9 protein-coding genes are annotated in these 13,684 nt (G+C 68.2%); 7 read left to right on the forward strand and 2 right to left on the reverse strand.

What is annotated here, in order from left to right; genetic code table 11:
* Positions 1-124: 124 nt before the first annotated feature.
* Positions 125-2,014, reverse strand: a complete 1,890-nt coding sequence (locus tag IT361_07160) for a serine/threonine protein kinase (protein MCC6317460.1) — start codon at positions 2,012-2,014, stop codon at positions 125-127.
* Between the two features lie 335 nt (positions 2,015-2,349).
* On the opposite strand from IT361_07160, the gene IT361_07165 reads away from it, so the two are divergent.
* The 7 genes from IT361_07165 (at position 2,350) to IT361_07195 (ending at position 12,763) form a co-directional block, all read left to right on the forward strand.
* Entirely contained in the window at positions 2,350-5,574 is a 3,225-nt protein-coding gene (locus tag IT361_07165) for a PD40 domain-containing protein (protein MCC6317461.1), read from the forward strand.
* A 38-nt stretch (positions 5,575-5,612) separates the two neighbouring features.
* The gene (locus IT361_07170; GenBank protein ID MCC6317462.1) at positions 5,613-5,828 is read left to right on the forward strand and encodes a hypothetical protein; all 216 of its coding nucleotides are present in this window, start codon (positions 5,613-5,615) and stop codon (positions 5,826-5,828) included.
* 233 nt (positions 5,829-6,061) lie between these two features.
* On the forward strand, positions 6,062-7,600 hold the full coding sequence (locus tag IT361_07175) for a hypothetical protein (GenBank protein MCC6317463.1): 1,539 nt from the start codon (positions 6,062-6,064) through the stop codon (positions 7,598-7,600).
* A 16-nt stretch (positions 7,601-7,616) separates the two neighbouring features.
* A complete protein-coding gene (locus IT361_07180; protein ID MCC6317464.1) occupies positions 7,617-8,846 on the forward strand; it encodes a hypothetical protein in 1,230 nt (409 codons plus the stop codon).
* 102 nt (positions 8,847-8,948) lie between these two features.
* Complete coding sequence (locus tag IT361_07185; protein MCC6317465.1) at positions 8,949-10,355, forward strand: amidohydrolase family protein; 1,407 nt, start codon at positions 8,949-8,951, stop codon at positions 10,353-10,355.
* A 683-nt stretch (positions 10,356-11,038) separates the two neighbouring features.
* Entirely contained in the window at positions 11,039-12,418 is a 1,380-nt protein-coding gene (locus IT361_07190) for an amidase (protein ID MCC6317466.1), read from the forward strand.
* Positions 12,419-12,475: 57 nt separating this feature from the next.
* On the forward strand, positions 12,476-12,763 hold the full coding sequence (locus IT361_07195; protein ID MCC6317467.1) for a 4a-hydroxytetrahydrobiopterin dehydratase: 288 nt from the start codon (positions 12,476-12,478) through the stop codon (positions 12,761-12,763).
* A 113-nt stretch (positions 12,764-12,876) separates the two neighbouring features.
* Here the strand turns inward: IT361_07195 and IT361_07200 are convergent, their stop codons facing one another.
* Positions 12,877-13,560, reverse strand: a complete 684-nt coding sequence (locus tag IT361_07200; protein MCC6317468.1) for a Bax inhibitor-1/YccA family protein — start codon at positions 13,558-13,560, stop codon at positions 12,877-12,879.
* Positions 13,561-13,684: the final 124 nt, after the last annotated feature.

The raw sequence follows: 13,684 nt of genomic DNA on the forward strand, positions 1-13,684 counted from the left end.
CCTTCCCCCACCTCGATGACACGTGTGACGCCATCGAGGCGCTCAAGAAGGCCACACCGCTGGAGCGGGCGCTGTCGCGATCAGGCGACGCCAGGCGTCAGCTACGTGCCTACGCGGGTGTCAGCTACGCGGGTGTCAGCGCCGGTCGCGGGGCCAGCAGGCTCTGCTCCACCTCGGCATGCGCCGCGATCAGGCGCTGGACGTCGGCGGACAGTTCGGCGGCCATGCCCAGGTGCGTGGTCAGCCCCTCGACGGTGGCCGAGCCGGCGTGGAGCCGAAGCAGGTTGAGGCGGATGGTCTCCAGCGCCGTCATGGACTCGCCGAGCCTCACCTGCACCTGGTCACACGTAGCGCGCAAGTCGGTGTGCGCAGGGGCGGTGGCATCATGCGCTTCGGCCAGGGCCTGTTGCAGATCGTCGCGCTGCTGTCGCAGGCGCTGGGCGTCACGCTGCAGCCGCTGCACGAGCGCCGGCACGTCGCCAAGGGCATGGCGCGTGTCGGCGGGGAGCGACGCAAACAGTTGCTCGGCGGCCATGCCTAACGCCAGCTCCGTGGCGCGGTGTGTCATGGTCGTCGTGCGCGCGCGATCGCCGAGCAGCGTGCCGGCCACGGCGAACGCCGCGCGACCGATGCGGCCGAGCCAGACCTTCGACCACATGCTGGTCTCGACATCTTCGTGGCGTCCCCTGAGCGCGAAGAGACCGAGCGCGCCGAGCGCCGCGATCACCATCGACAGCACTCCGGCGTCCGCGACGCTCCCGCTCACGAGACCCGTCGAGCCGACCGCGAACGCCGCCGCGCCCGACACGCCCGCGACGCGGATTCCACCCGACAGCCACCGCTCGAGCCGCGTTCGCCGCGCCTGACGCGCGACCGACCGCTCCTCCCTGGCCTGTTCCAGCTCGCGGCGAAACGCGGGCCCGATGTCGGCGTGCGTGAAGCCAAGATCCATCAGCCGCTCCGCCGCGTAGACGAAATAGCCGAACGGCAGTGCGGTGATGCCGAACCCAAACGTCATCCAGCCGACCTGCGCACTGGTCATCGGGGTGACCACGGCCACCAGCGGCAGGATCGCCACGGACGCGAGGAGCGTTCCGCCGCCGTTGAGGCGCGCCCCCCGCTTCACGAAGTCGCGCAACGCGGCCGGAATCTCGCGCCGCTTCTCGAGAGCAGTATTCAGCTCCTCGGCGAGCCACTGCGCGCTCTCCGGGCGATGCAACGGATCCTTGGCCAGGCAGCGATCGACGAGCGACGCCAGCGTGCGCGGGACGCTCGGCGCGAGCGACGTGAGGCGCGGTGGCGCTTCGGTCACGTGCCGGGCAAGCAGTTCGGTCGCCGTGCCGCCCTCGAAGGGAAGGCGCCCCGAACAGGCGAAGAAGGCCGTGGCGCCCAGTGCGTACAGGTCGCTGCGCGCATCGACCGGATCGCCGAGCGCCTGCTCGGGACTCATGAACTCCGGCGTGCCGGCGACACCAGCGGCGCAGGCATCGCCCGTCACTTCGGCAATGCCGAAGTCCGCCACGAGCACGCGCCCGGTGGAGACCTCGAGCAGGATGTTGTCGGGCTTGACGTCACGGTGTATCAGCCCCTGTCCATGCGCGTACGACAGCGCCCACGCGACCTCGCGCAGGAGGCGCACGGCCTCGCTCCCTACGAGCGGGCCACGCGTCCGCACGCGGTGCTCGAGCGTCTCCCCGTCGATGAACGTCATCACGAAGAAGACGAAGTGCTCGAGCTCCTCGACCGCATGGATCGGAATGATGTTCGGATGCGAGAGCCGCGCGGCCAGTCGCGCCTCGCGCAGGAATCGCGCTCGCCGCGCCTGATCGCCGGAGAGTTCGGGAGGCAGGAGCTTGATGGCGACGAGTCGATCGAGATGGACCTCGCGCGCCAGATAGACGATGCCCATGCCGCCGCGACCGATCTCCCGGTCGAGCGAGTAGCGCCCGGCCAGGGCCTGCTGGAAGGCAATGAACAACGGGTCGGCGATCGCCGAGGCGGTGCGCGGAGTCATCACTGCACACGACGGAAGACTCAGCGGGTCACAGTCGATGGACGCTCCTCCCGCCGGGCGTTCCGGCAACGGGAGTCGAGCGATCAAGCATCGTTGGCGCGGCAACGTCCGCTGGAGGCGATCCGCATCCCCGGCACGTGGGCCCGGTTGTGCTGGCATGAGCCCGTCGTCGTGGCGCCGAGTACCTGCACGGCGCCCTGTCATCATGATCAGACTCAGGCCGGAGAAAGGTGGAATCGTCGGGCCGAACAAACGACGAAGACACGAAATCAGCACGGGGTGGGTGAACTCCCGCTCCGGGCGATAGTATTGTCGCGGCCCCAACCCGACCGACCATGCATCATCGTTGCATTCCCGCGGCTGGACTCGCCCTCCTCGCGACAGTTGCCGGCGCACAGGCGCCTGCCGGCACCCTCGGTTTCTATCGCTTTCCATCGGTCAGCGGTCAGACGCTGGTCTTTGCCGCCGAGGGAGACCTCTGGTCCGTGCCACTCAACGGCGGACTCGCGCATCGGCTCACGAGCCACGCCGCGGAGGAGACGGACCCGGTCATCTCACCGGACGGCAGGACGCTGGCGTATACGGCGCGCTACGAGGGACCGGCCGCGCTGTATACGATGCCGATCACCGGCGGCGCGCCCGTTCGCTGGACCTACGACGGCGATGCCGCGGCGCCGACGAGCTGGACTCCGGATGGCAAGCTGGTATACCGCACGCTGCAATACAGCGGGCTCCCCAAGTCCGGCCTGGTGCAGCTCAATCTATCGGACGGCACGCGCACCCTGGTTCCGCTCGCCGGGGCGTCGGAGGGAGTGTACGACGCGTCGGGACGGACGCTCTACTTCGCGCGACCGGGGTTCCACAACAACGTCACCAAGCGCTACACCGGCGGGACGGCGCGCAACATCTGGAAGTACACGACGGGCGCCGACGAAGCGGTGAACCTCACGCCGGACTACAAGGGCGAGAGTCACTCACCGATGTGGCACCGGGGCCGCGTGTACTTCGTGAGCGATCGCGACGGCACGATGAACATCTGGTCCATGGCCGAGGATGGCTCGGACAGAAAGCAGGTGACCCGGCACGCCGGCTGGGACGTGCGCGATCCGTCGATCTCGGCCGATCGCGTCGTCTATCAGCTCGGCGCGGATCTCTGGGCGCTCGATCTTGCGTCCGGCCAGACGAAGCAGATTCCCATCACGCTGGCGTCGGATCTCGACCAGTTGCGGGAGAACTGGGTCAGCGATCCGTGGACATACCTCTCGGCGGCGCACCTGTCGAACGACGGTGATCGCGTCGTGCTCACGGCACGCGGGCGTTTGTTCGTCGCGCCGGTGAAGGGTGGGCGCTTCGTGCGCGCGTCGCGCAAGGACAGCGTGCGGTTCCGTGACGCGGTGTTTGCCCCCGACGGGACGTCGCTCATCGCGCTCTCGGACGAGACGGGGGAACTGGAGTTCGTGCGCGTGCCGGCCAACGGCGTAGGCGCTGAGGAGGCGCTCACCCGGAACGGCAACATCCTGCGTTACCAGGCCCACCTGTCACCGGATGGCAAGTGGATGGCGTGGAGCGACAACAACCGTGACCTCTGGGTGATGAACGTCGCCACCCGGGAGATGCGGAAGGTCAGCGAGAACCGGCAGGGCGTCGGCGAGATGGCGTGGTCGCCGGACGGGCGATGGCTGGCGTTCGAGATGACCGCCGCGAACTCGTTCCAGCAGATCAGGCTCTACAGCGTCGAGACGGGCCGGAGCGTGGCCCTGACGAGCGATCGGACCAACAGCAGCTCGCCGGCGTGGGATCCAAAGGGCGACTTCCTCTATTTCCTGTCGGATCGCAACCTGCGCACGCTGGTCGGCGCGCCGTGGGGCAATCGTCGACCCGAGCCGTACTTCGACAAGGAGATCGAGATCTACCAGGTGGCGCTGCGCCCCGGCCTGCGTTCGCCATTCCAGCCGGACGATGAACTCAGGCCGGCCCTCAGCCGCCAAGACACGACAAAGCGTCCGATGCAGGTGGTGCTCGACGGCCTGCCGCTCCGCATCCGCCGCGTGCCGGTGGCCAGCGGCAACTTCGGCTCCCTCGCCGTGAACGCGGAGGCGCTGTTCTACACCGCTCGGGGATCGGGGGCCGATGCACGAACGGACCTCACCGCGCTCCGGCTCACGAACGACAAGCCGGAACCGGTCGTCGTCGCCGAAGACATCCGCAGCGCCGAGCTGTCCGGCAACGGGCGAAAGATCCTCGTGCGAAAGGGGAACAACCTGCACGTGATCGACGCAAAGGCGGCCCGGGTCGCCAACCTCAACGACAGTCGCGTGGACCTCACGGGCTGGACGTTCCCCATCGACACGCGCGACGACTTCCGGCAGATCTTCGTTGACGCCTGGCGGCTGGAGCGCGACTGGTTCTACGACCCGGCCATGCACGGCGTGGACTACAAGGCCACGCGCGACAAGTACCTCGCGCTCGTCCCCCGCATCACGACGCGTGCGGAGCTGAGCGATCTGATCGGCTGGGCCGTGGGGGAGCTGTCCGCGCTCCACACCTCCGTCGGTGGCGGCGACCTGCGTCGCGGCGAAGACAACATCGCCGTTGCGTCGCTCGGTGCCCGCCTCTTCCGCGACCCGGCCCAGGGCGGCTACCGCATCGACTACGTCTATCGCACCGATCCCGAATATCCCTCGGAGCGGTCCCCGCTCGCCGACCCGGAGCTGGGGGTCAAGGCGGGCGACGTGATCACCGCCGTGAACGGAACGAAGACACTGGCCGTGCGGGATATCGGCGAACTGCTGCGCCACCAGATGGGGAAGCAGGTCCTCCTCACGCTGGGCACCGGCACCACCGCGCGGGACATCGTCGTCGAACCGATCGGCAACGAGTCGAACCTGCGCTACACCGACTGGGAGTACACGCGACGCCTCGCGACGGAGCAGAAGAGCGACGGGGCGATCGGCTACGTTCACCTGCGCGCCATGGGCGGCGGCGACATCAACCAGTTCTACCGCGAGTTCACGCCGATCTTCGACAAGCAGGGCGTGGTGCTCGACATGCGGCAGAACCGCGGCGGCAACATCGACTCCTGGGTGCTCGAAATGTTGTCACGCAAGCCATGGATGTACTGGAAGGACCGCGTGGGCGAGCCATACTGGAACATGCAGGGATCCTTCCGCGGCCACATGGTGATGCTGGTGGACCACGAAACGGCATCCGACGGCGAGGCCGTGGCCGAGGGGTTCCGCCGGCTGGGACTCGGCGTCGTGATCGGCACGCGCACCTGGGGCGGCGAGATCTGGCTCAGCGGCGTCAACACGCTCTCGGACAACGGCGTCGCCCGGGCCCCGATGAGCGGCGTGTACGGCCCGGAGGGCAAGTGGCTGATCGAGCAGGAAGGCGTGATCCCGGACATCGTGGTGGACAACCTTCCGCATGCGACGTTTGGCGGGAAGGATGCCCAGCTCGAGGCGGCCATCGCGTACCTGCAAAAGAAGATCGCGGAGGATCCGAGGCCGGTGCCCAGGCCGCCGCCATACCCGAATCGCGCCCAGAAGATCGTTCCGTAACCCGGAGCGCTGCATCACGTGAACCCAGGGACACGACAGTGCAACGACGGAAAGCAGTCGAGCTGAGAGAGCAGTGGGGTGATCGCACCTGCGATCATCCCACCTTCTCGCGCGAATACGACCAGGGCGAGCGGACGGGCAACTACTGCTGCACCCAGTGCGGCACCGCGATCACGTTTCGCGAACGGGCGGAACTCATGGCCCGGCGGAAGGCCACCGCCGAGGGCGAGCCGCCGGCAGCCGGCTCGCACTGAGTCGAGCGCACGCGGGGCTGACGCGTCACCGCAGGCGCTGACGTACGTCACGGCAGGGCTCGTCAGTCATGGCCTCACCATTGCAGCGTGTCGGGTGCGCGCGCAGTCGGTCGTTTGTGTCGGATGTGGTCCTCCAGTCACGGATCCCGGTGGCGTCGCGTGCTCGGAATCAACGCGCACGGTTGAGGTCGATTCGCCCGCGTGCGCTCACGACTCGGCTCGGGAGAAGATCGATGCCTACGCTCAGGAACAGCGTGACGGGAACGCACGAGATCGCCATCATCGGCAAGAGCAAGAAGCACCACGGCATCTCGGGGGAAAGCAGGGCCGACGGCGCCGGTGTCGTGGGGATCAGCGTCGACGGTGAAGGCGTGTCGGGCTTCAGCCGCAGCGGGCCTGGTGTCGTTGGCCAGAGCGATGAGTCGACCGGTGTACGCGGACTGTCGAAGGCGGCGCACGCGGTGGAGGGTCTCTCCGGCACCGGAGGTGGGGTCCTGGGCACCAGCGACAGCGGGATCGGGGTCGCTGGCCGGAGTCATACGTCATTCGGTGTGGCCGGCGAGAGCGATGCGCAGTCCGGTGTCCGCGGTACGTCTCGCTCGGGGCGCGGGGTCGAAGGCTGGTCGGAGTCTGCCTACGGCGTATCCGGCGACAGTACATCCTCGGCTGGTGTGCGCGGTACGTCGGTCGAAGGACGAGGGGTTGAAGGCTGGAGCTCGCGAAGCGAGGGAGTGTTTGGCACGTGCGAGCGAGGCGTTGGCGTTCGCGGGGTCGCGGGTCGGAGCCGCTTCGTCGGCACGGTTGGTGTAGAGGTCAACACGGCCGTGATTCACGCCGGCGCTCTCGCGCGCCAGGTGGCGATGGCGCGTGCGGACGCGGGTGACGAATCGAAGCTCGTCGACGAGGCGACGCACGCACCGACAGGCGCGCTCGGCACGACACGCGAGGTCGGGCCCGTGGCGGCCTTGGCGGCACCCGCGGCGGCGCAGCCGTTGCTGGCACATGCAGTGAGCCCGCCCGCTGGCGCTGCGGTGGTGATTGACCGCCCGCCCATCGACCTGATCGTGGACAACAACGCCGGAATCGGCGTTGCCGGCGAGCACCTCGGGGGCGGGATCGGCGTCCGGGCGACGAGCCGCGACGGCATGGGTGTCGCCGCATACAGCGTGGGGCACGAGGCGGTGCACGCCGAGACCCGCTCACCTGGCACCGCGGCGGTTGCAGCGTACAACCTGAATCCACACGGAACCGGGGCAGCGCTCTACGCACGAAAAGAAGGGTCGCGCGGGCACGCCGGGTTCTTCGACGGCAAAGTGTGGATTGGCGGCGAGCTCGCGGTCGGCGGAGACATCCTGCTCGCCAACGCCGATGGTGCGGAGGACTTTGACGTCGTCGACACGGCCGCGGCGACCCCCGGAACGGTGATGGTGATCGGTGATCGGGGCGTGTTGCGACCCAGCGGCGAGGCCTACGACAAGGCCGTCGTGGGCATCGTCTCGGGTGCGGGCTCGTTCCGGCCGGCCCTGATTCTGGATCGCCAGGGTCCGGCGGACGATCGCGCGCCCATTGCGCTCTTCGGGAAGGCGTGCTGCAAGGTGACCGCGGACAACGGGCCGATCGCGGTGGGTGACCTCCTGACCACGTCACCGACGCCCGGTCACGCGATGCGGGCGAGTGATCCCATGCGCGCGTTCGGATCGGTGATCGGCAAGGCGCTGGCCCCGCTCTCGCACGGCAACGGCCTCATTCCCATCCTGATCGCCCTGCAGTAGTCAGTTGGAGGTGGCGATGGTCAACTATCGGCAGGAGATCGTTCGCTCGTGGGTCAAGGCAGAGCCGTCGGCACGTTCGCTCGCCGGACTGCTCGGCATGGCGACGCCCGTCACCCTGCGGGCGATCGTCACGCGGCTTCACCAGGTCGAGACCGTCAGCGTCGGCACGGCCGTGCACACGGACGACAGCGCGCCGATCAACGGACACGTGGCGTTCGAACTCCGGAGCAATGGCACCTACGTGTTCACCGGACACATGCGCGCGACGGGGTTTCCGTCGTACCACTTCGGCATGCAGGCCTGGGTGGTGAGCGGCGATGGCACCGTCGTCGCGGCGCAGGAGCGCGGGCGCGTGTTCGGGACCGACACGCCGGGACCACGGCAGAAGGACTGGTCGCAGGCCGGCGTCAACGCCGGTCTCACGGAGCACTGGCGTTCGCTGCGCAGCGGCGCCGGCATCGGCCGACGTCTCGATGCCAACATCACGGGGGTGCTCGGCGGGGCCGTCGACGTCCTCACCTTTGCCGTGAAGGGCATCGTCGCGAACGTGTTTCTTGGACCGTACGGCTGGGTCGTTCTGATCGGGAACGAACTTGCCGGCATGGACGCGCAGCTCGCCAGTCCGGACATCCTCGCGGGCATTCTCGTCGGCGGGGCCACGCTGCTCGTGGTCGGGCCGTTTGGTCTCGTGCCGGCGATCGTCGCAGGCGCCGCCACGGTTGCCGTGGCGAACGTGAAGCATCGAGCGATGCACCCGTCGGAGCGAGCCTTTGCCGACCGGGTCTTCAAGGGCCGGATCGACTACGACCGCGTCGTGATCACCAACCTGACGCACTCCAACGGTCGAAAGTTCACGATCCCATCGATCGGGAACTCGATCCTGGTCAACATGGGCGACGAGGCCTTTGACAACCCGACGACGTACCAGGGCGCGGCGAACTCGAGCTATCCCGAGCCCGGGTCGGTGTTCATTCACGAGCTCACGCACGCCTGGCAGATCTCGCACGGGTCCATCGTCGACATGATCTGCGGATTGAGCTCCAACTACACCTATTTCAGCGGTTCGAACCGGTTGATGGACACGGCCTGGCCAAGGCGAAGCTGGGGCGGCTTCAACAACGAGCAGCAAGCTGCGATCGTCGATGACTGGTACGGCGCACACGTCGCCAACCTCGATGGCTTCGATGCCCTCAACGATCCGGCGTTCCACTTCATTCGCGACAACATCCGCGCCGGCATCCTGTAGTCCGTCCACCGTGGTCGGCGCGAAAGTTCGCGCGGCCCGCCGGCGCATGCCCTTGCCTCGCCGCGCGGCGCCACTCAGTGTGAGGCACTCCATCCCGCCCAGATGCGCCTCCGCTCGATTCTCCCCTGTCTGCTCCTGCCCGTCGCAGTGGCCGCCCAGCGGCCTGCCATCACGCCGGGTCAGCGGCCGTTCGTGACCGTGGATTCGCCGCTCGTTGCACTCACGCACGTGCGTCTGATCGATGGGACGGGTGGCCCGGTCCGCGAGGACCAGACGATCGTGGTCCGCGACGGCCGGATCGTCGCGGTCGGTGCGTCAGCCGGCCTGACGGCGCCGCGGAGCGCCGTGGTGTTCGACCTCACGGGGCACACCGTCACGCCAGGCTTCGTAGGCCTGCACGAGCACACGTATTTCTCGGCGACCACGCGCACCACGCAGATGAGCCAGAGCGGACCGATGGCGTACCTCGCGCTGGGCGTGACGACGATTCGCACGGCGGGGAGCATGTTCCCCTATCAGGAACTCAACATGAAGCGCGCGGTGGAGCGGGGTGATCTGCCGGGGCCGCGCATGCACATCACCGGGCCATACCTCAACGGCTCGGCGGGGGCGGCCTCGGGGAACCGGGGGCTCACCTCGCCGGACGAGGGGCGCCGCGTGGTGGCGTATTGGGCCGAGGAGGGCGCGACCTGGCTCAAGTTGCAGGGAAGCATCACGCGCGCGGTCGCCGGCGCGGTGATCGACGAGGCGCATAAGCACGGCATGGGCGTCACCGGCCACCTGTGTTCGCTCAGCTTTGCCGATGCGGCCGCGTTAGGCATCGATGCGCTCGAACACGGCTTCATCACGAACAGCGCCTATGTTCCCGGCAAGCGTCCCGACGTGTGTCCGCCGGAGAACATGCGCATCCAGGCCGACGTCGACGTGAAGAGCCCGGAGGTGCAGGCCTCGATCCGCGACCTCGTCGCGAAACGCGTGGCCCTCACGTCGACGCTCGCCGTGTACGAAACGTTCATGCCCGGCATGCAGCTCAATGCCCGCGCCATGGACCTGCTCGCCCCCGACACGCGGCGCGAGGTCGAGGAGGCTCACGCAGCCATCGGCAAGGACGGACTCGTGGTCCCCAGCCGACTCCTGAAGAAGATGATGCAGTGGGAGCGTGACTTCGTGCGTGCGGGTGGCCTGCTGGGGGCGGGCGTCGACCCGTGGGGCACCGGCATGCTGCCGGGCTTCGGCGACCTTCGGAACTATGAGCTTCTGGTGGAGGCCGGCTTCGCACCCGCCGAAGCGATTCGGATCATGAGTCTCAACGGTGCGACGATCCTCAAGGAGGCCGCCGACCGAGGTAGCGTGGAGGTCGGAAAGGCCGCCGACCTCGTGGTGATTCGCGGCAACCCGGTGTCGAACGCGCGCGACATCTACGAGGTCGTGACCGTGATACGGGACGGCGTGGGATACGATACCGCCCGCATGTTGGCCGCCATCAAGGGGTTGGTGGGCGTGCGATAGCCGGTGACATGGTGTCATCTATCTCGAAAGAGATAGGTCATTGGCGACCGCGTGGGCAATTTCGGAAAGGCATGAATCTTCCAATATTGGCCCGTACCAACCCGCGCCTGACACGCCGATGGATAACCCCATTGCCAAATGGTCCGACGAGGACGCGTTGCGATTTGTCGGGAGCTTTGACGGTCCTGTCGATCCGCTGCCTTTGCACGTGGCTCCCGCGGGCGCAAGCCGCCGGGTGGGTCTCGAGCGATTGGAGCGACAGGGTGTGAGCGAAGCGACACCGCAGATCCGGGAAGGCGCAAACCGGGCCCGAAGACGGTCCAGGGAGTCCCCCCGAGAGCGGGCGGGTTGAGAGTCGCGGCCGGGCTGACCCCTGAGCCGTCGATTCCCGAGGCGCGATCCGGTACATCGGGTCGCGCCTCGGTCGTTTCACGCGATCGCGCACACGGACGGCGCGGCGGCAGGCAAGGTCGCGGCTGATCGCTCACGCTCCGACTCCGCCAATTCGCACCCGGCGCAGGGTGATCGAGGAGCAGGCCCGCCGTGCATGCGCTTCGTGCAGGGGGTGCTCAGCGTGCCCGTCTGGCGACCCTCGGGGCCCGCCACTCTGCCCACGAGAGGCCGGCCGGCTGGCGATCGGCGTGTACGTTTCACCGCTCAGGCTCCGACCCAACGACCGCCCCTTGCCGCCACCGTTCCCCTCGCTGCGCGAACTCGTGCAGGCCGTCGTTCGCCGCCGGGTGTCACCTACCGAAGTCGTGCAGGAGTCGCTCGCGGCGATTGCCCGGGAGCAGGAGCGGCTCAACGCCTTCATCACCGTGAGGGCCGAGTCGGCGCTGGCGGGCGCGCGCGCGATCGAGCGTCGCCTGGCGCGTCGCCTCGACCCGGGCGCGCTCGCGGGCGTCCCGCTCGCGGTGAAGGACCTCCTGCTGACGAACGACGCGCCAACGACGGCTGGCTCGCGACGCTATGGGGAGGGAATCCCGCCCTCGCCCGATGCGACGGTGGTCGCGCGCATGCGGCGGGCCGGCGCGATCATCGTGGGGAAGGCCAACCTGCACGAACTCGCGCTGGGCGTGACCACGGTCAACGAGCACTTTGGTCCGGCGCGAAATCCCTGGGACTCCACGCGCGTGTCCGGTGGGTCGAGCGGCGGCTCGGCGGTGGCGGTGGCCGCCGACCTGTGTCCGGCGGCGATCGGCACCGACACGCGTGGCTCGATTCGCATTCCGGCTTCCTGCTGCGGCATCACCGGCTTCAAGCCGACGTACGGCCTGGTGCCGGTCGACGGAGTGATCCCGCTCGCCGCCAGTCTCGATCACGTGGGGCCCATGGCGCGCAGCGCCGACGATTGCGCACTCCTGCTGTCGGCGATGCTCACCGGATCGCGCCGCGTGAAGATCGCCGGGGCGGCGCGCGGATCGGCGAGGCGATTCGTCGTTGGGATCAGCGAATACCATCTGCGCGACCTGGACGGCGCCGTCGCGCGCGCGATCGACGCCGCACTCCTGGACCTTCGCCCGCTCGTGAAGGACCTGCGCTCAGTGCGAATCCCCGGGCTCGAGGTCGCCCAGGCGGCGTCTGTGGTGATTGGTTCCTCCGAAGCCGTCGCGTATCACGACGAGGCGTTGCGCGCGCAGCCGGAGTCGATTGGTCCGCTCGTGCGGCAGCGGCTGGCCGGCGGGTACCAGCGCACCGCGTTGGAATACGTGCAGGCAATGCAGGCCCGGGTCGCGGTGAAGACGGCATTCGCCGCGGTGTTCGCGGACGTGGATTTGCTGGTGGGTGCGACGCTCCCGGCAGTCCCGGCGCGCATCGAGGATCAGCACGTGCTCGTGAACGGGGCCGCCGAGAACGTGATCGAGGCGTCGACTCGCCTCAATGCGGCACAGAACGTGGCCGGCATTCCGGCGATCTCGGCGCCGGCGGGCGAGGCCGGCGGAATGCCGGTGGGGATGCAGATCATCGGGCCCGCTGGAGCGGACGCGCGTGTCCTGGCTCTCGCGGGGACGTGGCAACGCGCGACGGACTGGCATGAGCGCAGGCCCGGTCGCACCCCGTAACGACCTCGCCGCGCTGTACGTACTACATTGTCACAGCCCTCGCTGCCCGCGCCCGCCATGACCGCACCATCAACTCCCCTGTCGGACATCGAGATCCAGCGCGAGCTGGGCGCCCTCACCGGATGGGCGCGCAAGGGGAACATGCTGACGCGCACGTTTGCGTTCGCGACGTTCCCGGCCGCGATCGAGTGGGTTCGCCGCGTCGCTGAACTCGCCGAACTGCGCGACCATCATCCCGACATCGACATTCGGTACACCCGCATCACGCTGTGTCTCTCGACGCACTCGGCGGGCGGGATCACGACGAAGGACTTCGAACTCGCGCGGGGCATCGAGAGCCTGTAGTCGCGCAACGACCGGATGACCGCAACGGCAAAGGGGAGCGCGAGTCTTCGCGCTCCCCTTTGTCGCTCGCAGTGGAGCGGGCCCGTCAGGGTCGGGCTTCTGCGCGCGCCCGGTCAGTCCCGGCTGCGGCCTCCCAGGAGGTTCAGGATGGCGAGGAACATGTTGAGGAGGTCCAGGTAGATCGCGACCGCTGCCTGCACGTAGTCGTTGGGGCCAAAAACATTGCGGAGGCGCCAGGTGTCAAAGACGAGCAGGCCGCCGAAGATGAACACGCTGCCGGCGGAGAGCCACAGCGAGGCGGTCTGGTTCCGGAAGAACAGGTTGAGCAGCGAGGTCGCGATCAGGACCCAGAGCCCCATGGTGAAGAAGCCGCCCCACGCGCTGAAGTCGCGGCGGGAAACGAAGGCGTAGAGCGTGAGCACGCCGAACGTCGAGCCGGTGAGCAGTGCGGCCTGCGAGACCACGCCCGGGTTCTGGCTCCCATAGAAGGCGATGATCGGCGAGATCGCCACGCCCTCGATGGCAGCGAACAGGAAGACGAGGCCGAGGTTTGCCGGAAAGGCGTCGCGCAGCTTGAGGGCGAGGATGAGCGGCGCGAACGTGAGCAGCATCGTGATGAACGGGTGCCGCGCCACGTAGCCCATGATGGCCGGCTGTCCGAGCCCGAACCAGACGCCCGCCATCGTTACCAGGATGGAGGCAAAGACGAGCGAGTAGGTACGGCGAACGAGCGTGGCCCGGTCGGTGCCGCTCCGTACGACGACTGGTGCGGTGATGGGGCGGAACGTGGCGCCCATGGGAGGTCTCCGGCGATGGTCTGCCGGGAAAGCTAAGTCCGGGCCCTTGGCCCCGCACCCGTCACGCCCGTCGGTCGTGGGTCAATCTGAATGACCGAGTCGGTCAAAATTGAACCCGTGCACG

The organism is Gemmatimonadaceae bacterium, from assembly GCA_020846935.1.
Taxonomy (GTDB): Bacteria; Gemmatimonadota; Gemmatimonadetes; order Gemmatimonadales; family Gemmatimonadaceae; genus RBC101.